Origin of the sequence: Micrococcus sp. M4NT (assembly GCF_033790745.1) — a bacterium.
Lineage (GTDB): Bacteria > Actinomycetota > Actinomycetes > Actinomycetales > Micrococcaceae > Micrococcus.
This window is the reverse complement of the sequence record NZ_JAMYEH010000002.1, coordinates 101,200-121,328: the sequence shown is the minus strand read 5'-3', so window position 1 is coordinate 121,328 and position 20,129 is coordinate 101,200. Positions and strand designations below refer to the sequence as shown.

The window sequence follows — 20,129 nt, the reverse complement described above, 5'->3', positions numbered from 1 at the left end:
CGGGGGCTCTCGCCTACGATGCCCCTGTGACCACCGCGCCCGCACCCGCCGCCGAGACCCATCCCGCCGACGTCCACAGCACGATCCGCGTGGTCGGCGCGCGGCAGAACAACCTGAAGGACGTCGACGTCGAGATCCCGAAGCGGCGCCTGACCGTGTTCACGGGCGTCTCGGGCTCGGGGAAGTCCTCCCTGGTGTTCGCGACCATCGCGGCCGAGTCCCAGCGCATGATCAACGAGACCTACCCGGCGTTCGTGCAGGGCTTCATGCCTGCACTGCCGCGCCCGGACGTGGACCACATGGAGGGCCTCACCCCGGCGATCATCGTGGACCAGGAGCGCCTGGGCGGGAACGTGCGCTCGACCGTCGGCACCGTGACGGACGCGAACGCCCTGCTGCGCATCCTGTTCTCCAAGATCGCCGAGCCCGCGCTCGACTCGCCCAAGGCCTACTCCTTCAACGTGGCCTCGATCAGCGGCTCCGGCGCCGTCACCCTCACCACGGGCAAGGACAAGGGGAAGAAGGAGCGGCGCTCGTTCCACGTCCAGGGCGGCATGTGTCCCGAGTGCGAGGGCACCGGGGCGAAGCAGGACCTGGACCCGGCCGAGCTGTTCGACGAGGCCAAGTCCCTGAACGAGGGGCCCTTCACCATCCCGGGCTACACGGCGGACGGCTGGGCCGTGAGGAAGTTCCTCGAGTCCGGCTTCTTCGACCCGGACAAGCCGATCAGGGACTACTCCGAGCGGGAGATGCACGACCTCCTGCACAAGGAGCCGGTGAAGATCGACATGTCCGGCATCTCCATGACCTACACGGGCCTCTACGCGAGCGTCGAGAGCGCGTTCCTGCAGAAGGACCGCGAGGCCATGCAGCCGCACGTCCGCGCGTTCGTGGACCGCGCGGTGACCACCATTCCCTGCCCGGCCTGTGCGGGCACGCGCCTGAACGAGCAGGCGCGCTCGTCCCGGATCCGCGGCACGTCCATCGCCGACCTCTGCGCGATGCAGATCACCGACCTCGCCGCGTGGTGTGCCGAGCTCGACGACGCGCGGGTGGGCGGCCTGGTCGGGTCGATCCGCCAGCTGCTGGACGGCTTCGTGATGATCGGGCTCGGCTACCTCTCCCTCGACCGCGCCGCCGGCTCGCTGTCCGGGGGAGAGGCGCAGCGGACCAAGATGATCCGCCATCTGGGGTCCTCGCTCACGGACGTCACCTACGTGTTCGACGAGCCCACCACGGGCCTGCACCCGCACGACATCGCCAACATGAACACCCTGCTGCTGCGCCTGCGCGACAAGGGCAACACCGTGCTCGTGGTGGAGCACAAGCCGGAGACCATCGCGATCGCGGACCACGTCGTCGACCTCGGACCCGGCCCGGGCACCGCCGGGGGCGAGGTCACGTTCACCGGGACCGTGGCCGAGCTGACCGCGTCCGACACCCCGACGGGCCGCCACCTCCACGACCGCGCCCGCCTCAAGGAGGAGGCCGAGCTGCGCGCGGGCAACGGCGCGCTGCGGGTGCGCGGGGCCGCGGAGAACAACCTGAGGGACGTCGACGTCGACGTGCCCCTGAGCATGCTCGTGGCCGTCACCGGCGTGGCCGGCTCCGGCAAGTCCTCGCTGATGCGCGAGGCGATGCTCCAGACGCGCCGGGGGAGCGCCGCCGAGGACGTCCACCTCGTGGTCGTCGACCAGGCGCCGATCAAGGGGTCGCGGCGCTCCAACCCCGCGACCTACACGGGCCTGCTCGAGCCGGTGCGCAAGGCGTTCGCCAAGGCCAGCGGCGTCAAGCCGGCCCTGTTCAGCCCGAACTCCGCGGGCGCGTGCCCCGAGTGCAAGGGCGCCGGGGTGATCTACGCGGACGCCGCGGCGGCGACGGACACGGCGGCCACCTGCGACGTGTGCGAGGGGCGGCGATTCATGGACGAGGTGCTGGAGTACACGCTCGGCGGCAGGGACATCGCCGAGGTGCTGCAGATGCCGGTGGACGAGGCGCGGGAGTTCTTCTCCGCGGGCGAGTCGCGCGTGCCGGCGGCGGCCGCCGCCCTCGAGCGGCTCGTGGACGTCGGCCTGGGCTACGTCCGCCTCGGCCAGCCGCTGACCACCCTGTCCGGGGGCGAGCGTCAGCGTCTCAAGCTGGCCACCCACCTGGGAGAGCGGGCGAAGGCCAAGGACGGCGCGCGGACCGTCGTCGTCCTGGACGAGCCGACCACGGGCCTGCACCTGCAGGACGTCGGGCGGATGCTGGCCATGCTGGACGGGCTGGTGGACGCCGGGGTCTCGGTGATCGCCGTCGAGCATCATCAGGCCGTCATGGCACACGCCGACTGGATCCTGGACGTCGGCCCGGGCGCCGGCGCCGAGGGCGGCACGGTGGTGTTCGAGGGGCGCCCGCACGACCTCGTGGCGGCCGCGCACAGCGGCGAGGGCACGACGACGGGCGAGCACTTGGCCGCATACGTGGCGGACTCCGCATGATGGGCGTGCGCGTTATGTCAACCACACGGGTCGGGAGTCCGACGCAGGGCCGAGGCGAGGTGATCCCGGGCGTCAGCGCATGCCTGGGTACACGCTCACCCGGTGGCTCGTGAGCGAGAGGTAGAGGGCCCAGGCCCAGCCGATGACGGTCCAGCCCAGCAGCAGGTTCACCCAGAACACGAGCCAGTGGTTGGCACGTCCGCGAGCAGCGGCCACGGCCCACGGGGCCAGGTAGCCGGCGGTGAGGATGGCCAGCACGATGGCCACGGTGGCGACGAACGGGCGGTCACGCTGATCGGTCACGAGAGTCATGCGGGCAGTCTACGGACGCTCCACGTCCTGGCGAGCGGCGACGCCGGGCGGACGCCACGAACGGCACACGCGGGCGGAGCCGCGAAGAGCCGATAATGGACATTATGTCATGTAACGCTCCTGGCGGGGTCCCCGGCGTCCATCGCCGCCTGTCACCTGCCCGCCATCCCTGGCCCGGGGCCGCCCGAGTGTCGCAGAGTGGTCGCAAGACTCCGAAGCCCCTCACCGCCGTCGCCTCCGACGCCGCCGCGGGACTCGCCGGCGTCGCCCTGAACGACGTCTTCCAGAAGAAGCACGCCCTGCTCCGCACGTTGCCCGTGCTCGCACGGGCCCGCTACGCCCTGGAGACCATCGGACCGGAGCTGCGCCAGTACATCGTGGCGGGCAACAACGAGGAGCGTCCGTTCAGCCGCGACCAGCGTCGCTGGGTCTACGCGTCCTCCAAGGGTGCGAACAACTACTTCGGCTTCGGCACGGACAACGACGTCGAGGGCACCACGTACCCGATCGTCCGGCACCGGACCTTCTCCGCCGTCGCCCCGGTGTCCGCTCTGGCCCTGGATCCCGGCGAGACGCTGCCGGGCGCCAAGGTGCCGGGCGGGCCCCGCGGCCGCCGGGTTCCTGCACAACACCGGCGAGGGCGGCCTCTCGGACCACCACCGCCAGGGCGGGGACCTCGTCTTCCAGATCGGCACCGGCTACTTCGGATGCCGCGACGAGAACGGCGACTTCGACCTCGAGAGGCTGGCCGCCGTCGTCGAGTCGGCACCCGTGCGGGCGATCGAGATCAAGCTGAGCCAGGGCGCCAAGCCCGGCCTGGGCGGGCACCTGCCCGGCGCCAAGGTCAGCGCGGAGATCGCCCGCATCCGCGGTGTCGAGGAGGGCAAGGACGTCATCAGCCCCTCCCGCCACTCGGCGTTCTCCTCCGTCGACGAGCTGCTGGACTTCGTCGAGCGGGTCGCCGAGCGCACCGGTCTGTCGGTGGGCGTCAAGTCGGCCGTGGGCGAGCTCGAGTTCTGGCATGAGCTCGCCGCGCTCATGCAGGACGGCCAGCGAGGCGTCGACTTCATCACGATCGACGGCGGCGAGGGCGGCACCGGTGCCGCTCCCCTGGTCTTCTCCGACAGCGTGGCGTTCCCGTTGCGTGTCGGGTTCACGGAGGTCTACCGCACCTTCGCCGAGCGCGGCCTGACCGACCGCGTGACCAGGCGATGCTCGCCGTCGGCTGCATCCAGGCGCAGAAGTGCCACACGGACACGTGCCCCACCGGCGTCGCGACGCAGAACCCGTGGCTCGTCCGCGGCGTGGTGCCCGAGGAGAAGTCCGAGCGTCCGGCTCGCTACGTGCAGACCCTGCGCCGCGACCTGCTCAAGGTCTCCGAGGCCGCCGGCGTCCCCCACCCGGGCCTCCTCTCCCCCGACGACGTCGACTTCCTGGAGCAGACCCGTCGCCACGCGTCCCTGCGGGAGGTCTACGCCTACGAGCCCGGCTGGGGCGTGCCCGGCGAGCAGATCCGCGACGAGATCGCGCGCATCATGGTCGACCGCAAGGATGAGCGCGGCTCGGACGACGACGTGGTGCAGCACGCACCCCTGCCCGCCACGGACGAGGACGACACGGTCAGCCAGTGAACGCAGGGCGGCCATCCTCCTGACACCGCTCGGCGCCGCCCCTGATCCTGTGGCGTCTCGCTGGCAGGGTCCCGACGCGGTGTGAGTTGTCCGCCCCGGATCACGGGGCGGGGGTCCTCGAGGAGGGGGCCACGAGAGCGGCGACGGCGGCGGCCAGTGTCCGCGTCTCGTGCCAGAGCCCGTTCCTGAGCCGGGCGTGCACCGCCTGCTGGGTGACCTCCAGTGCGGCGGCCGCCTCCCGCTGGCTCGCGCCGGACTCGACCAGACGCCCGGCCTCCTGCTGGGGCTCGGATCGCCGCTGCTCCAGGACGCCGAGCAGCTGGAGCGCGGCCTCGGCGGCGTCCTGCCGGCGCCGCGCCGAGGCGTCGCCGGCAGCCCCGTCCAGCTCCAGCGCGCACCGGCCCGTCGAGGCCGCCGCGCGGTGCAGGACCCGCTCGAGGACAGCCGCCTCCACCTCCCCGTCGCCCACGCCGCGATCCGGGTCGGGAACTCCCGTGGAGGCGACGAGCCCGGCGACCCACGCGCCCGTCCGGATCACGGCGAGAACGAGCCCGACGGCCTCCACGGGATCCTCAAGGAGGCCCTCGACGACGCAGGGCAGCACGTCGTCCCGGACGGTGAACCGCGCCGGGCCGCGCTCCCCCGCGTGATCGAGATCGTCGGCAGCGGCCAGGACGGCACACAGGCGCGACACGTCTCCGCGGTCGCGCGCGGGGTCTGCGGTGCGGAGCAGAACGTGGATCACGACCCCACAGTATCCCTATGACAATCCTGACTCCTTGTTGCACGGCATCAGAGCCGAGCGTCGCGCGCGAGAATGGGTCCATGAGATCCGACCGGCATGCCCCCGCCCCCGCCCGACCGCTTCCCGCCGTGCTCGCCCTGGCCGCGGATGTCCTGCTGGTGAGCGTGTTCGCCGCGCTGGGTCAGGGTCAGCACGACACGGCGGCTGGACTCCCCCGCCTCCTGCAGACAGCCGGCCCGTTCCTGGTCGGCCTGATCGTGATGACGATCCTCACCGGCGGCCACCGCACGTGGGCCCGCACCTGGCCGCACGGCGTGCTGGTGTGGCTGGGAACGGTCGGCATCGGCATGGCGCTGCGGGTGCTGTGGGGCCTCGGTGGCGCCCCGCTGTCCTTCGTGATTGTCACCCTGCTCGTCCTCGGGGTGTTCCTGCTCGGCCGCCGCGCGCTCGCGCGGGTCCTCACCCGCCGCCGCCCCTGAACCGCAGCCGGGCGCCCAAACGGCCCCCGGGCACAGCTCAGCCGTAGGATCGGGGCACGACCCCGCGCTCTCGGCCCCGTCGGTCCGCCCCAAGGAAGGACGCCCCCATGGTCACCGCCATCGTCATGATCACCACCGACAAGTCCCGCATCCCCGAGACCGCCCAGGCGATCGCCGCCCTGGACGGCGTGAGCTCCGTCTACTCCGTGACCGGCGCGTGGGACCTCGTCGCCATGGTCAAGCTCAAGCGCTACGAGGACCTCGCGGACGTCATCGCCGATCAGCTCTCCAAGGTCGAGGGGATCACGGACACCGAGACCATGCTCGCGTTCCGGGCGTACTCCTCTGAGGATCTCGAGGAAGGGTGGGCGCTGGGCTTCGACGCCTGAGCGTCACGCCCATCTTCCTCCCGGCGCCGGTCGACGCCGCGTCCGCTGCCCGCAGGGTGGCCGCCCGCGCGGCGATCGCCGGCATGGTCCTGTTCATCACGGAGGAGGGCGCCGACGTCGGGATGTGCTCCCAGGCGCCCGGCGCCACCCTGGCCCAGGGCGACTGAGGCCGTTCAGGACCGCGAGAACTCGATCCAGCGATCCAGCACGTCGGCCGCGGCGCCGGAGTCGAGGGACTCGGCGGCGCGCCGCATGTTGGCCGCGAGGCGGTCCATCAGGGGAGCATCGGCCTCGGGGTCGGCCGCGGTGAGACCGGCGGCGGCATTGAGGAGCACGGCGTCGCGGATCGGCCCCTTCTCTCCAGCGAGGAGCGCGCGGACGAGCGTGGCGTTGTGGGCCCCGTCCTTGCCCGCCAGAGCCTCGACGGACGTCAGCTCGATGCCGAGCTCGCGCGGATCCAGCTCATGAGCGGTGACCTCCCCGCGCACCTCCATCACGGTGGAGGGCCCGGAGGTGGTGATCTTGTCCCTGCCGTCCGAGCCCCGGAAGACGAAGCCCCGCACGCCGCGGTCCGCGAGCACCTGCGCCAGCAGGGGGACCATGACCTCGCTCGAGCAGCCGAGCGCCTGCGCCGTGACCTGGGCCGGATTGCTGAGGGGGCCCAGGAAGTTGAAGACGGTCGGGACGCCCAGCTGCTTGCGGACCGGCGCCACGTGCTTCATGGAGGGGTGGTAGTGCTGGGCGAAGAGGAACGTGATGCCCACGGCCTCCGCGCACTCCTCCGCCTTGGCGCGCGGCATCGACAGGTCCACGCCGAGGGCCTCGATCACGTCCGCGGCACCCGCCGTGGAGGACGCACCGCGATTCCCGTGCTTGACGATCCGCACGCCGCAGCCGGCGGCGACGAGCGAGGACATCGTGGAGAGGTTCACCGTGCCGAGGCGGTCACCGCCCGTGCCCACGATGTCCAGGGTCTCCCCCTCCACATGGACGGGGCGGGCATGGCGGACCATCACATCGGTGAGCCCGCGGAGCTCAGGCACGGTGACGCCCTTGGCGGCCAGCGCGAGCAGGAAGGCACCCACCTGCCCCTCGCTGGCGTCGCCGGACATCATCTCGCCCATCGCCCAGCCCGCCGCGTGGTCCTCCAGGTCCTGGCCGAGCATGAGCGCGCGGAACACCTCGGGCCACGTGGTCGTTCCGGTCTCCGGAGAAGTCGTCCGAGTCATCACGCGGACGACTCTAACGCCGGCCCGGCGGAGCCGAGGCCGCACGCGACACCCGGAGACGCGCCGACATACCCGTCCACAGGGGTTCCGAACCTGAACATTTCCTGGCCGCCACCCGCTGACTGGCCCCGAACCCGCCCCCACCCCGTCCGACGGCGAGGGCGACACGATAGGTTCGGTTTACCCCCTGCACCGCCTTTGGGGCCATAATGACTGGGTGACCACTGCTACCCCCACTCTCCATCAGCCCACCACGGGCCTCCCGAGCCGGCCGAACATGGTCCAGGTCGGGACCATGGTGTGGCTCGCCAGCGAGCTCATGTTCTTCGGTGGGCTCTTCGCCATGTACTTCACCCTGCGCTCCACCTCCCCGGCGCTGTGGGCGGAGAACACCCAGCTCCTGAACGTCCCGCTCGCCGCGGTGAACACGGTGATCCTGGTGCTCTCCTCCGTCACCGCGCAGTTCGGCGTCCTCGCCGCCGAGCGCCTGCAGCCCCGCCGCACGGGCGGCCCCTTCGCCTTCGCGAAGTGGGGCATGGTGGAGTGGTTCATCCTGACGTTCATCATGGGCGCCGTCTTCGTCTCGGTGCAGGCGTACGAGTACGCCACCCTGGTGTCCCACGGGATCTCCATCGCCTCGAGCGCCTACGGCTCGGCCTTCTACATCACCACGGGCTTCCACGCCCTCCACGTGACCGCTGGCCTCGTCGCATTCCTCCTCATCATCGGCCGCGCCTACCTGGCCCGCCGCTTCGGCCATCACGAGGCCACCTCCGCGATCGTGGTGTCCTACTACTGGCACTTCGTGGACGTCGTCTGGATCGCCCTGTTCTTCATCGTCTACTTCCTCAAGTAAGACGCCCCCGTTCTCAAGCACCTGACAAGAGGTACGGGCCGGGGGGCATGAGACCCGGTCCGGAAGACACACGATAGGAAACCCCGTGAAGGCACTTTCGCAGAATCGACGCCACCCCCTGATGGGGCTGGCGCTCCTCCTGCTGGGACTCCTGGTGACCGGCGGACTGTACTCCGTCGCCAGCACCGTGAATCAGGCGCAGGCGGCCACGCAGGTCACCGCGGCCGCCTCGGCTGACGATCTGTCCGAGGGCGAGAAGCTCTTCAACGCGAACTGTGCCTCCTGCCACGGCACCGGCGCCGCGGGCGGCCCCTCCGGCCCGTCGCTCGTCGGCGTCGGCGCCGCCTCCGTCGACTTCCAGGTGGGCACCGGCCGCATGCCGATGCAGATGAACGGCCCCCAGGCCATGGTGAAGCCGAACCAGTTCAACGAGGAGCAGACCGCGCAGCTCGCCGCGTACGTCGCCTCCCTCGGCACCGGCCCGGCCCTGCCCGAGGAGCAGTACCTCGACAAGGACCACGAGGACGTGAACATCGCCAAGGGCGGCGACCTGTTCCGCATCAACTGCGCCATGTGCCACAACGCGGCAGCCGCCGGCGGTGCCCTGACCCGCGGCAAGTACGCCCCGTCCCTCGAGGGCGTCTCCGAGAAGCACATCTACGAGGCCATGGAGACCGGCCCGCAGAACATGCCCGTGTTCTCCGACTCGAACCTGAAGCCCGAGGACAAGCGCGACATCATCGCCTACCTCAAGACCATCGAGAACAACGGCTCCCCCGGCGGCCTGCAGCTCGGCTCACTCGGCCCGGTCGCCGAGGGCCTGTTCATCTGGACCGCCGGCCTGGCCCTCATCATCGGCTTCATGGTCTGGCTGACCAGCCGGTCCTCCTGATCGCGCCGGCGCCCTGCGCACCGGTCCTCCGTCATCGTCATTCATCACTCGAGTAAAGGAAACAGGCATATGGGCGAGAAAGGCTACGAAGGGACCGAGCGACACTCGGACTCCCTCGAGCACTCCGGGGCGGACGCGTCCCGGTACGCCATCGAGAACCCGGGCCTTCCCCCGCACCGTCCGCGTCTGGCCGATGAGGATCCGAAGGCCGCCAAGCGCGCTGAGCGCCAGGTCTCGATCATGTTCCTCATCTCCATCGTCGGCACGGTGCTGTTCTTCATCGGCTACTTCGGCGTCGGTCAGATCGGCAACAACGAGGCGTTCTCCACGATCTTCCTGCAGAACCTCCTGCTGGGCCTCGGCACCGCACTGGCGATGCTCGGCATCGGCATCGGCATCGTGCACTGGGCGAAGACGCTCATGCCCGACCACGAGACCGTCGAGGAGCGTCACGAGATCCGCACGGAGGCCGACCGCGTCGCCGCCACCGGCATGATCACGGACATCATCGACGAGTCCCAGATCAAGCGTCGTCCGCTGCTGCGCAACACGCTGATCGGTGCGATCCTCCTGGCCCCGCTGCCCTTCATCGCCGTCTTCCGCGACCTGGACAACACGGACAACTTCGCCGACAACGCGGCGGAGAACTTCGGCCCCGAGCGCCTGCGCCACACCATGTGGGCCGAGGGCGTCCGCCTCGTCCGTGACCCCACCGGTTCGCCGATCAAGGCGTCCGACGTCACCCTGGGCTCCGCCATGCACGTGATCCCCGAGGGCCTCAACGAGGTCGAGCACGGGAAGCTGAACGAGAAGGCCAAGGCCGTGGTGCTCGTCATGCGCCTCGACCCCTCGAAGGTGCAGATCTCCCCCGGTCGTGAGGACTGGAACGTGGACGGCATCTTCGCCTACTCCAAGGTCTGCACGCACGTGGGCTGCCCGATCGCCCTCTACGAGCAGCACACCCACCACCTGCTCTGCCCCTGCCACCAGTCGACCTTCGACCTGGCCCAGGAGTGCAAGCCGATCTTCGGCCCTGCCAGCCACGCGCTGCCGCAGCTGCCGATCTCCGTGGACGACGAGGGCTTCCTCGTCGCTCAGAGTGATTTCCATGAGCCCGTCGGGCCTGTCTACTGGGAGCGTGGCTGACACCTATGAGCACCGCAGTGAAAGAGTTCCAGCCGGCCACCTCGACCGGCCGCGTCGCGAACTTCGTGGACACCCGCATGGGCATGTCCCCCATCGTCAAGTTCTTCGGCCGCAAGATCTTCCCCGACCACTGGACGTTCATGTTCGGCGAAGTGGCGCTGTACAGCTTCGTCATCCTGCTGCTGTCCGGCGCGTTCCTGACGTTCTTCTTCGATCCGTCGATGTCGCACGTCACGTACGACGGCGCCTACGCCCCGATGCGCGGCATCGAGATGTCCGCGGCCTACGCCTCGGCCCTCGACATCTCCTTCGACATCCGCGGCGGCCTCTTCATGCGCCAGCTGCACCACTGGGCGGCCCTGCTGTTCGTGGCCTCCATGTCCGTGCACATGCTCCGCATCTTCTTCACCGGCGCGTTCCGTCGCCCGCGTGAGCTGAACTGGGTCGTCGGCTGCTTCCTGCTGATGGCCGGCTGGGCCGCCGGCTTCACCGGCTACTCCCTCCCCGACGACGTGCTCTCCGGCAACGGCCTGCGCATCATCGACGGCATCCTCAAGGCCCTCCCCCTGGTCGGCTCGTACCTCTCGGCCTTCCTCTTCGGCGGAGAGTTCCCGGGCTACTCGGTCATCGGCCGCCTGTACGCGCTGCACATCATGATCGTGCCGGCTGTCATCCTGCTGCTGATCGCCGTCCACCTGTTCATGGTGGTCGTGCACAAGCACACGCAGTACCCCGGCCCCGGCCGCACCGAGAACAACGTGGTCGGCTACCCCGTCGGCCCCGTGTACGCGGCCAAGGCCGGCGGCTTCTTCTTCATCGTGTTCGGCGTGCTGGCCCTCATCGCCGGCACCGTGACGATCAACGCCATCTGGACCTACGGTCCGTACGATCCCTCCCCCGTGTCCGCGGGCACCCAGCCGGACTGGTACATCGGCCCGTTCGACGGTGCCCTGCGCCTGATGCCCGGCATGCTCGGCGACTATTCGTTCCTCTGGAACGTCCCGATGCCGTGGGGCTCCTCCGTGTCCCTCCCGATGGGCGTCCTGGCGCCGCTGATCCCGGTCGGCGTGATCCTCGTGGGCCTCATTCTGTGGCCCTGGATCGAGCGCTGGATCACCCGTGACGACCGCGAGCACCACATCCTGGACCGCCCGCGCAACGCCCCGGCGCGCACCGCGTTCGGCGTCGCCGTCATGACCATGTGGTGCACGATGTGGGCCGCGGCCTCCTCGGACCTCATCGCGACGCACTTCCACCTGTCGCTGAACGACGTCGCGTACTTCCTGCGCGCGCTGTTCTTCCTCGGCCCGGTGGTCGCCTACCTCATCACGCGCCGCGTCTGCCTGTCCCTGCAGCGCAAGGACCGGGAGACAGTCCTGCACGGCCACGAGGCCGGCGTCATCGAGATGTCCCCCGACGGCGGCTTCCACGAGCGTCACCGCCAGCTGACGGACTACGAGATGTACCGCATGGTCGCGTTCGACGAGCACCGCCCGGTCCCGGCCACCCCGGGCCGCAACGGCAAGGTCTCCGGCATGGAGAAGATGCGCTCCGGCCTGAACCGCGCGTTCTACCAGGACCGCGTCGCTCCCGTCTCCCGCGCGGAGCTTGTCGAGGCCCGCCTGCACGGCGGCCACGGCGATGCGGACCAGATCGAGGGCGCCGGGCACGACGGCGGCGCCAACCCGGAGATCAGCCGCTGAGCAGTCTGAGCTGACCCCCTCAGGAGGGGCCCCGCGCACCGATCGGTGTGCGGGGCCCTTCGTCATGCCTTGCACTGCTCGCTGGCGCCTGGCGGACGACGTCAGGCGGCCTGCCGCCGCGTCTGCCCGGCTCGACGAGGGGCGCCCGTCGTGACGGACGACGCGGGCGCCGGACGGATCACCGAGGGGCGCATGCATGGCGACCTCGTCGACGGTGCGCGCCGACCGCGTCGACGGTGCGTGCCGAGGTCGACCCTCGTGCGCTGCGGACGGGCCTGAGAGGCGGCGACGTGGTCGCTCGTTGTCCTGACCGGGGCCGCTGATCAATTCTGAGAAGGGCGGATGGCTGCCGCACGCGGTGTGAGGGCGGCGGTGGTCGGACTGGCGCAGCCGTTCGGGAAGTGCGTCGCGTCGTTCTTGCACGCTGGTGCAGCAGCGGGCGTAGGCCCATCCGTCGGGCATGGTGCGGTCGGTGGAAGCGCACTGCCGTCCCGTTGGTCGGCGGACGGTACGGGCGGGTCCGCGGTGACGCCGCGGTCGGCGAACCACTCGACGGCTCGGTGCAGGACGGTCACGGCGGTGATGGCGGTCGCGTCGTCGTGGACCTCGGTGTACGCGTCGCGGGAATGGTCGTCGATGACGGTGTGGACGAACGCGTAGCCGAGCTTGGGGTTGCGCGACGTGCTCTTCGGCTCACGCAGCGCTTCGTCACCGCCTTCGGGGTCTTGTTCGGCGACGTCCTCGGCCGCGACGACCGGTCATGCCGAGACGTCAATGCGGCATTGTCGTGCTGACCCCGTGTCTTGGAGCCAGAGCCACGAGGAGCGCCGCCGCGATGAAGACGCCCAGCATCGCTGTTCGCCGCGGCAGAGGGGCGTCGGGTGAGTGTGCGGACCTGACGACCTCGCCCGCCGCGCTGCGCGCCGACGCTTCGCCTGAGTCCTCGAACAACCTGTCCGGTCAGGACAGCTGGCCGCGTGGCCTCACGGCTGGGGGTGGGAGTGCATCAGGAGGACGAACTGCAGGGGAATGCTCCCTGGTGCGACCGGAACGCGAAAAAGCCGCGGGCCGGACCTCCCTGAGGAGATCCGGCCCGCGGCCAGTGCCGACGTCGGCGAGCTCAGTGGGCGTACTTGCCCTTGGAGAACTCGTAGACCCAGCCGTAGAGGAAGAAGATCGACAGGCCGGCGCCGATGAAGAACACCCACCAGCCGACCGCGAGGCCGGTCACGACGATCGCGCAGGCGATGCCGAGGCCCAGCGGCCACCAGCTCCAGGGGGCGAAGGTGCCGTAGGTGCCGGCGAAGTCGGCGATCTCGCCGTCCTCGTCATCCGCGGGACCCAGGCCGTACTTCCGGTCGGTGGACCGGAGGTACCAGGCGATCATCCAGCTCATCGCGCCGAGGGCGTAGATGGCGGGGATGCCGGCCCACTCGGTCCACTCGGTCCAGAAGGCGTAGAGGGTGGCGACGGCGATCAGGAATGCGCCGATGATCCAGAAGATGTTCGCGCTGACCTTCACTGGTGTGCCCTCTCTCCGAATGCCGTGTCCGTGTCGTGCTGCGGCGAGTGTGCCGACAGCTCCGGGTGGTGCAGGTCCAGCGCCGGACGCTCCGAGCGGATGCGCGGCAGCGAGTGGAAGTTGTGGCGCGGCGGGGGGCACGAGGTAGCCCACTCGAGCGAGGCGCCGAAGCCCCACGGATCGTCCACGGTGATCTTCTTGCCGAAGCGCGAGGTGATGTACACGTTCCAGAAGAACGGGATCAGCGACGCGCCGAGGACGAAGGAGAAGACGGTCGAGAAGGCGTTCATCGCCTGGAAGCCGTCCTCCACCATGTAGTCCGCGTAGCGGCGGGGCATGCCGGTGACGCCCAGCCAGTGCTGGATGAGGAAGGTGCCGTGGAAGCCCACGAACAGCATCCAGAACTGGATCTTGCCGAGTCGCTCGTTCAGCATCTTGCCGGTGAACTTGGGCCACCAGAAGAAGAAGCCGGCGAACATCGCGAAGACCACGGTTCCGAAGATCACGTAGTGGAAGTGCGCCACCACGAAGTAGGTGTCGGAGACCTGGAAGTCCATCGGCGGGGACGCCAGGATGACGCCCGTCAGACCGCCGAAGAGGAAGGTCACCATGAAGCCGAGGGTCCACAGCATGGGGTTCTCGAAGGTGATGGAACCGCGCCACATGGTGCCGATCCAGTTCACGAACTTCACGCCGGTGGGGACCGCGATGAGCATGGTCATCACCGAGAAGAACGGGAGCAGCACGGAGCCGGTCACGTACATGTGGTGGGCCCACACGGTCACGGAGAGCGCCGCGATGGCCGTCGTCGCGAAGACGAGCGACTTGTAGCCGAAGATCGGCTTGCGGGAGAACACCGGGACGATCTCGGAGACGATGCCGAAGAACGGCAGCGCGATGATGTACACCTCGGGGTGGCCGAAGAACCAGAACAGGTGCTGCCACAGGATGGCACCGCCGTTCTCCGGGTTGAAGATGTGGCCGCCGAAGCGGCGGTCCATGCCCAGCGCGAAGAGCGCCGAGGCCAGCGGCGGGAACGCCATCAGGATCAGGATGCCCGTGATGAGGGTGTTCCAGGTGAAGATCGGCATGCGCCACATCGTCATGCCCGGGGCACGCATCGTCAGGATCGTGGTGATGAAGTTGACGCCGCCCATGATCGTGCCGAAGCCCTGGAGCGCCAGGCCGAAGACCCAGAGGTCGCCGCCCACGCCGGGCGAGAACGTGGTGTCCGACAGCGGGGCGTACGCGAACCAGCCGAACGAGGCCGCGCCCTGGGGGGTGAGGAAGCCGGCGGTGGCGATGAGCGAGCCGAACAGGAAGAACCAGAAGGCCAGCGCGTTCAGTCGCGGGAAGGCGACGTCAGGGGCGCCGATCTGCAGCGGCACCAGCACGTTCGCGAAGCCCACGAAGAGCGGCGTGGCGAACATGAGCAGCATCAGGGTGCCGTGCATCGTGAACAGCTGGTTGTACTGCTCCTTCGTCTGCAGGATCTGCATGCCCGGCTCGAAGAGCTCGGCGCGGATCATGAGCGCCATGACGCCGCCCACGCAGAAGAAGACGAAGGACGTGATCAGGTACATGTACCCGAGCGTCTTGTGGTCCGTGGTCGTCAGCCAGCTGACGATGATCTTGCCCAGGGAACGGGGCACCACACGAGGCTGCGCCTGCGTGCGCACCTCATCCGTTGCGTACTCGTAAGTGGTCATCAGTGGTTACCTCCACCGCGGGGGGTCTGGAGGTCGACCTCCATCTCCCGGGCGCCGTCAGGGTTGTTGTTCGGGTTGCGGTTGTACTCGTCGCCCACCAGGCCCGGCTCCATCTCGTCGAGCTTCTGCGTGAACTCCGCCTCGTCGACGACCTCCACGTTGAACATCATCTCGGAGTGGAACTCGCCACAGAGCTCGGCACACTTGCCGTCGAAGCGGCCCAGCTCCTGCGGGGTGAGGTACAGGTGGTTGGTCTTGCCGGGGATCATGTCGCGCTTCTGGAGGAACTGCGGGATCCAGAAGGAGTGCGCCACGTCGCGGGACTTCAGCTCGAAGTGCACCGGCACGTCCTTGGGCAGGTAGAGGGTCGGCAGCGTGTCCCGGACGCCCTCCTCGCCGTTGAGCTGGGCCTGCACGCCGGAGTAGTGGGCCTGCTGGCCCTCGTACTCGTAGTTGAAGTCCCAAGACCACTGCTTGCCGTACACGGTGACGGTCAGCGGCGAGTCGTCGATGGGCTCGTCCACGGAGGCCTGGACGCGGTCGCTGAAGCCCCACAGCGTGAAGACCAGCAGGACCGGGATCAGGGTGAACATGGTCTCGATCGGCACGTTGTAGGCCGTCTGCTTCGGGAACCCCTGATCGTTCTTGCGCCGCCGGTAGGCGATCATGCACCAGATCATCGCGCCCCACGCGAGCAGGCCGATGACCAGGGCGGCGATCCAGGAGTTCACCCAGAGATCGATCAGCTCGGCGTTGTGGTTGGTGGTCTCCCGGGTGCCGGGCATCCAGCCCTGCTGGACCTCGGCGGAGCAGCCGGTCAGCACCACCAGTGCGGCGGCACCGACGGCCCCGCTCTTCAGGCGGCGGCGAGTCCGACGTCCGGCGTCATTGTGTGCTCTCACAGACGGCCTTCCTCTTCATCTCGTGTGCGATGAGCGCCCCGTCCCACGGACTCCCGCGAGATTTCGCAGGTTCCCTTCAGGTGGGCCGGGTATGCCCTGATGATTCAGGAGCCAGTCTAAGCCGACCGGGCCCCAATCGCCGCACCGTGACACGGGCGGATTCCGCCGGTCTCCCCCGCGCATCGCCCCTTGGCCGCCTCATCACGACGACGTCGGGCCAGCTCCCCGGGTGGGGAGCCGGCCCGACGTCGTCCACGGGTCAGCGGGGGCCGCGTGCGCGTCCCCGGAGTCGCCCTCGGATCAGTGGAAGGAGTCGCCGCAGGCGCAGGAGCCGCCGGCGTTGGGGTTGTCGATGGTGAAGCCCTGCTTCGAGATGGTGTCCTCGAAGTCGATCGAGGCGCCCATGAGGTAGGGCACGCTCATCTTGTCCACGATGACCTCGACGCCGTCGTAGTCGCGGACGGTGTCGCCCTCGAGCACGCGCTCGTCGAAGTAGAGCTGGTAGATGAGGCCGGAGCAGCCGCCGGGCTGGACGGCCACGCGCAGGCGCAGGTCGGTGCGCCCCTCCTGATCGAGCAGCGCGCGGACCTTGTTCGCGGCGACCTCGGTGAGCTCGACCTCGTGCGGGGGAAGGCCCGCGGCGTTCTCGGTGGCGCCGATCTCGACGCCGGTCTCCTCTGCGGACAGTGCCATCCTGACCTCCTGGTTGGGGGTGGGGGCGTCGGGGATGCCGACGCCGGTGGGGTCGTCCGGCTCAACAACGCCGGACGGCGGGGCATTCCCGCTGCAGGTTCTCAGCGGGAGAGGCCGGCGAGCCAGAGGGCCTCGGCCACGATCGCGTTGCGGAAGTCCCCGAGGTGCAGGGACTCGTTGGCGGAGTGTGCACGGGAGTCCGGGTCCTCCACGCCGGTGATGAGGATCGTCGCCTCCGGGAAGACCTCCTTGAGGTCGGCGGTGAACGGGATGGACCCGCCGAGGCCGGTCTCCTTGGGCTCCACGCCCCACGCCGCGCCGAGCGCCTCCAGCATGGCGGCCGCGTGGGGCGCGGAGGTGTCGGTGGAGAAGGGCTGGCCGAACTCGCCCGCCTCCACGGTGATCTCCGCGCCGAGCACCGCGGCGGACTGCGCCTCGAGGTGCTCCTTGAGCGCCGCGAAGGACGCCGCAGGGTCCATCCCGGGGCCGAGGCGCAGGGAGAACTTGGCGCGCGCCTGCGGCTGCATCGTGTTCGAGGACTGGGCCACACTCGGGACGTCGATCCCGATGACGCTCAGGGCCGGGGCGTTCCACAGTCGGTCGGCGAGGGCGCCCGTCCCGGCGAGGGTCACGGAGTCCAGGAGCCCGGAGTCGGCGCGGAACACGTCCTCCGGGTACTCGAGGGAGGCCGTGTGGCGCGGCTCGAGGCCGGGCACCGCCACAGCGCCGTGCTCGTCGTGCAGGGTGGCGACGAGGCGGGAGAGCAGGACGACGGCGTCCAGGACGGGGCCGCCGAACATGCCGGAGTGCACGGCGTGGTCGAGCACGCGCACGGTCACGGTGCCGTCGACGAGCCCCCGCAGCGAGGTGGTCACCGCCGGCTCCCCCACGGCCCAGTTGGAGGAGTCCGCCACCACGATCGCGTCGGCGGCGAGGCGGTCGCGGTGCTTCTCCAGGAAGGGGCGGAAGGTGGGAGAGCCGGCCTCCTCCTCCCCCTCGATGAACACGCGCACGCCGACGCCGGCGTCGGGAAGGGCCTCATCCAGCGCGGCGAGGGCGGCGATGTGGACCATGATCCCCGCCTTGTCGTCGGCCGCGCCGCGGCCGTAGAGGCGCCCGTCCTTCTCCGTCGCCGTGAGCGGCGGGGTGTCCCAGAGCGACTCGTCACCGAGGGGCTGGACGTCGTGGTGGGCGTACAACAACACGGTGGGCTTGTCAGCGGCGGCGGGGCGCTCGCCCAGCACGGCGGGGCCGCCGGGCCGGCCGTCCTCGCGCGTCTCGGTCACGACCTCGACGCCCTGCAGCCCGGCCCCGCGGAGGAGGTCGGCGACCTCCTGGGCGGAGCGCTCGAGGTCCTCGCGGGGAGCGGAGTCCCAGGCGATGCCCGGGACGGCCACGAGGTCCTTCAGCGTCTGGAGGGTCTGCGGGAAGCGGCGGTCCACGGCGGCGCGGACGGCGGCCACGAGCTCGGCGTCGAGGGACTGCGGCGCGGAGCCGGCGGAGGCGGCGGGGATCTGTTCGGTCATGCACCCAGCCTAGCGACGGCCCCGCCGCACTAGACTGGCTCGGTGTTCACTCGCAGGAAGTCCTCCCCGACCGCCGAGCCCCCGGCCGCCCCGGCCCCCCACGGCTCGACCGCCCACACCGGCGCCGACCGCGCACAGGGCAAGTCCACGCCCACGCCGCGGCGCCGCGACCAGGAGGCCGCCCGCCGCCGCCCCCTCGTCCCAGCGGACCGCCAGGCCGCGAAGAAGGCGCAGCGCGACGCGGCACGCCAGGAGCGCATGCGCCAGCGCGTCGCCCTCGAGACCGGGGATGAGCGCGGACTTCCGGCACGGGACCGGGGCCCTCAGAAGCGCTGGGTCCGCGACCTCGTGGACGCCCGCACCGGGGTGGGCGAGTGGCTCATGCCCATCGTCTTCCTCTACCTGCTGCTCATGCTCGTGCCGGGGCAGCAGTTCCAGATCATCCTCATGCTGAGCCTCTACGCGGTGGTGGCCCTCGTGATCGTGGACAGCGTGATCCTCTCCCGCCAGGTGAAGCGGGGCCTCACGGCGCGCTTCGGCACGCCCGAGCCCGGCACCCGCATGTACGGCGTCATGCGGGGGCTGCAGTTCCGCCGCCTGCGCCTGCCCAAGCCACAGGTCACCCGCGGTCAGCACCCCGCCTGAGCCACTCCGTCAGCCACGACGACGGCGCCGCGCCCCGCGAGGGGCGCGGCGCCGTCGTCGTCCGGGTCTCGCACAGGCCGGGGCACCCCCGGGCTGCAGCGGTGCCGGCCTCGAGCCGGAGGGATCAGGCGCGCAGCGACCGGCCGAGACCGGCGGTGATCCGACCGGCCCAGAACGGCCCCTCGTAGAGGAACGCGGTGTAGCCCTGCACGAGCTGCGCCCCGGCGTCCAGGCGTTCGAGGACGTCGTCGGCGTCGGTCACACCGCCCACGCTGATGACCGCCGTCTCCGCGGGCAGGGCCGCGCGCAGGACCCGCAACACCTCGACGGAGCGCGCCGTGAGCGGGGCCCCGGAGAGGCCGCCCGCCCCGAGCGACTCCACGTGCGCCGCGTCCGCGGTGAGTCCGTCGCGCGTGATCGTGGTGTTGGTGGCGATCACGCCGTCGAGGCCCAGCCGGGCGGCCATGGCGGCCACCTCGCGCACGTCCTCGTCGGCGAGGTCCGGGGCAATCTTCACGGCGAGCGGCACGCGGCGCCCGGCGACGGCGCGGTCCGCCTCGTCCCGCACGGCGGCCAGCAGCGGCTCGAGCGCCGAGATCTCCTGGAGCTGCCGCAGGCCGGGTGTGTTGGGCGAGGAGACGTTCACCGCGAGGTAGTCCGCATGGGGGGCGAGCAGCCGCGTGGAGGCACGGTAGTCCTCAGCGGCGTCCTCGAGCGGCACCACCTTGGACTTGCCGATGTTCACGCCAAGGACAGGGCGCACCTCGCCGAAGCGGCGCTCCAGCGTGGCCCGCGTGCGCGCGAGGCGGGGCGCGACGGCGGCCGCGCCGTCGTTGTTGAACCCCATGCGGTTCACGAGCGCCCGGTCCTCGGGAAGGCGGAAGAGGCGGGGACGGGGATTGCCCGGCTGCGGCTGCGCCGTGATGGTGCCGACCTCGACGTGGCCGAAGCCGAGGTCCGCGAGGGCCGCCGTGCCGCGCCCCTCCTTGTCGAACCCGGCGGCGAGGCCGAAGGGCGTGGGGAACCGCAGCCCCATGACGGTGCGGGCGAGCAGCGGATCCGGCCGGAACGCGGAGCGGAGGGCGGCCGAGGCGCCGGTCCGCTCGGCGGCGCGGATCGCTTGGAATCCGCGGTGGTGGGCGTCCTCCGCGTCCATGCCGGCGAACACGGCGCGGAAGAACGGCGGGTAGAGGCGCGGCGCGCGGGAGGTCAGGAGGGCGTCGATTCCGGTCTTCGGGTCGGGCAGCTGCATGCCGCCCATGATCGCACG

The 20,129-nt window shown here is 70.4% G+C and carries 17 protein-coding genes and 2 pseudogenes; 9 read left to right on the top strand and 10 right to left on the bottom strand.

The features are described 5' to 3' along the window. Positions 1 to 26: 26 nt before the first annotated feature. Positions 27 to 2,480: an excinuclease ABC subunit UvrA gene (locus tag NJC10_RS02030; RefSeq protein ID WP_319074278.1), complete on the top strand. Its 2,454-nt coding sequence runs from the start codon at positions 27 to 29 to the stop codon at positions 2,478 to 2,480. 72 nt (positions 2,481 to 2,552) lie between these two features. Here NJC10_RS02030 and NJC10_RS02025 read toward each other — a convergent pair whose 3' ends face one another. Then, positions 2,553 to 2,792 (bottom strand): superinfection immunity protein, encoded by a 240-nt coding sequence (locus NJC10_RS02025; RefSeq protein WP_248115553.1) that lies wholly within the window; start codon positions 2,790 to 2,792, stop codon positions 2,553 to 2,555. 447 nt (positions 2,793 to 3,239) lie between these two features. Between NJC10_RS02025 and NJC10_RS02020 the strand changes: the two are divergent. Beyond that, a pseudogene (locus tag NJC10_RS02020) lies at positions 3,240 to 4,423 on the top strand (glutamate synthase-related protein). 100 nt (positions 4,424 to 4,523) lie between these two features. On the opposite strand, the gene NJC10_RS02015 reads toward NJC10_RS02020, so the two are convergent. Further along, complete coding sequence (locus NJC10_RS02015; protein ID WP_319074277.1) at positions 4,524 to 5,168, bottom strand: hypothetical protein; 645 nt, start codon at positions 5,166 to 5,168, stop codon at positions 4,524 to 4,526. 80 nt (positions 5,169 to 5,248) lie between these two features. Here NJC10_RS02015 and NJC10_RS02010 point away from each other — a divergent pair, with 80 nt between their 5' ends. Together NJC10_RS02010 and NJC10_RS02005 are read left to right on the top strand one after the other, a co-directional pair. Then, complete coding sequence (locus NJC10_RS02010) at positions 5,249 to 5,647, top strand: DUF3054 domain-containing protein (protein ID WP_248115555.1); 399 nt, start codon at positions 5,249 to 5,251, stop codon at positions 5,645 to 5,647. A 107-nt stretch (positions 5,648 to 5,754) separates the two neighbouring features. After that, positions 5,755 to 6,036, top strand: a complete 282-nt coding sequence (locus NJC10_RS02005; protein WP_248115556.1) for an Lrp/AsnC family transcriptional regulator — start codon at positions 5,755 to 5,757, stop codon at positions 6,034 to 6,036. A gap of 173 nt (positions 6,037 to 6,209) precedes the next feature. On the opposite strand, the gene trpD is transcribed toward NJC10_RS02005, so the two are convergent. Continuing rightward, positions 6,210 to 7,265 carry an anthranilate phosphoribosyltransferase gene (gene trpD, locus NJC10_RS02000; RefSeq protein ID WP_319074362.1) on the bottom strand — a complete coding sequence of 352 codons (1,056 nt, stop codon included), beginning with the start codon at positions 7,263 to 7,265 and terminating at the stop codon, positions 6,210 to 6,212. A gap of 277 nt (positions 7,266 to 7,542) precedes the next feature. Here trpD and NJC10_RS01995 point away from each other — a divergent pair, with 277 nt between their 5' ends. The 4 genes from NJC10_RS01995 (at position 7,543) to NJC10_RS01980 (ending at position 11,862) form a co-directional block, all read left to right on the top strand. Continuing rightward, positions 7,543 to 8,121, top strand: coding sequence for a heme-copper oxidase subunit III (locus NJC10_RS01995; protein WP_319074361.1), 579 nt, complete (start codon positions 7,543 to 7,545; stop codon positions 8,119 to 8,121). Positions 8,122 to 8,206: 85 nt separating this feature from the next. Further along, on the top strand, positions 8,207 to 9,013 hold the full coding sequence (locus tag NJC10_RS01990) for a c-type cytochrome (RefSeq protein ID WP_298710989.1): 807 nt from the start codon (positions 8,207 to 8,209) through the stop codon (positions 9,011 to 9,013). 69 nt (positions 9,014 to 9,082) lie between these two features. Further along, complete coding sequence (locus tag NJC10_RS01985) at positions 9,083 to 10,159, top strand: ubiquinol-cytochrome c reductase iron-sulfur subunit (RefSeq protein WP_248115559.1); 1,077 nt, start codon at positions 9,083 to 9,085, stop codon at positions 10,157 to 10,159. A gap of 5 nt (positions 10,160 to 10,164) precedes the next feature. After that, on the top strand, positions 10,165 to 11,862 hold the full coding sequence (locus NJC10_RS01980) for a cytochrome b (RefSeq protein ID WP_248115560.1): 1,698 nt from the start codon (positions 10,165 to 10,167) through the stop codon (positions 11,860 to 11,862). 324 nt (positions 11,863 to 12,186) lie between these two features. Here the strand turns inward: NJC10_RS01980 and NJC10_RS01975 are convergent. The 6 genes and pseudogenes from NJC10_RS01975 to NJC10_RS01950 form a co-directional block, all read right to left on the bottom strand. Continuing rightward, positions 12,187 to 12,557: pseudogene (locus NJC10_RS01975) on the bottom strand (integrase core domain-containing protein); the annotation flags it as partial. A 425-nt stretch (positions 12,558 to 12,982) separates the two neighbouring features. Then, the gene (locus NJC10_RS01970; protein WP_319074274.1) at positions 12,983 to 13,384 is read right to left on the bottom strand and encodes a cytochrome c oxidase subunit 4; all 402 of its coding nucleotides are present in this window, start codon (positions 13,382 to 13,384) and stop codon (positions 12,983 to 12,985) included. Continuing rightward, a complete protein-coding gene (ctaD, locus tag NJC10_RS01965; RefSeq protein ID WP_248115562.1) occupies positions 13,381 to 15,093 on the bottom strand; it encodes a cytochrome c oxidase subunit I in 1,713 nt (570 codons plus the stop codon). The genes NJC10_RS01970 and ctaD overlap by 4 nt, the downstream gene beginning before the upstream one ends. Continuing rightward, entirely contained in the window at positions 15,093 to 15,995 is a 903-nt protein-coding gene (gene coxB, locus NJC10_RS01960; protein WP_248115563.1) for a cytochrome c oxidase subunit II, read from the bottom strand. The genes ctaD and coxB overlap by 1 nt, the downstream gene beginning before the upstream one ends. Before the next feature lie 300 nt (positions 15,996 to 16,295). After that, the gene (gene erpA, locus NJC10_RS01955) at positions 16,296 to 16,688 is read right to left on the bottom strand and encodes an iron-sulfur cluster insertion protein ErpA (RefSeq protein ID WP_298710992.1); all 393 of its coding nucleotides are present in this window, start codon (positions 16,686 to 16,688) and stop codon (positions 16,296 to 16,298) included. A gap of 101 nt (positions 16,689 to 16,789) precedes the next feature. Continuing rightward, on the bottom strand, positions 16,790 to 18,214 hold the full coding sequence (locus tag NJC10_RS01950) for a dipeptidase (protein WP_319074273.1): 1,425 nt from the start codon (positions 18,212 to 18,214) through the stop codon (positions 16,790 to 16,792). A gap of 42 nt (positions 18,215 to 18,256) precedes the next feature. Between NJC10_RS01950 and NJC10_RS01945 the strand changes: the two genes are divergently transcribed. Further along, positions 18,257 to 18,859, top strand: coding sequence for a DUF3043 domain-containing protein (locus NJC10_RS01945; RefSeq protein ID WP_319074272.1), 603 nt, complete (start codon positions 18,257 to 18,259; stop codon positions 18,857 to 18,859). A gap of 124 nt (positions 18,860 to 18,983) precedes the next feature. On the opposite strand, the gene NJC10_RS01940 is transcribed toward NJC10_RS01945, so the two are convergent. After that, positions 18,984 to 20,111 (bottom strand): quinone-dependent dihydroorotate dehydrogenase, encoded by a 1,128-nt coding sequence (locus tag NJC10_RS01940; protein ID WP_319074271.1) that lies wholly within the window; start codon positions 20,109 to 20,111, stop codon positions 18,984 to 18,986. Positions 20,112 to 20,129: the final 18 nt, after the last annotated feature.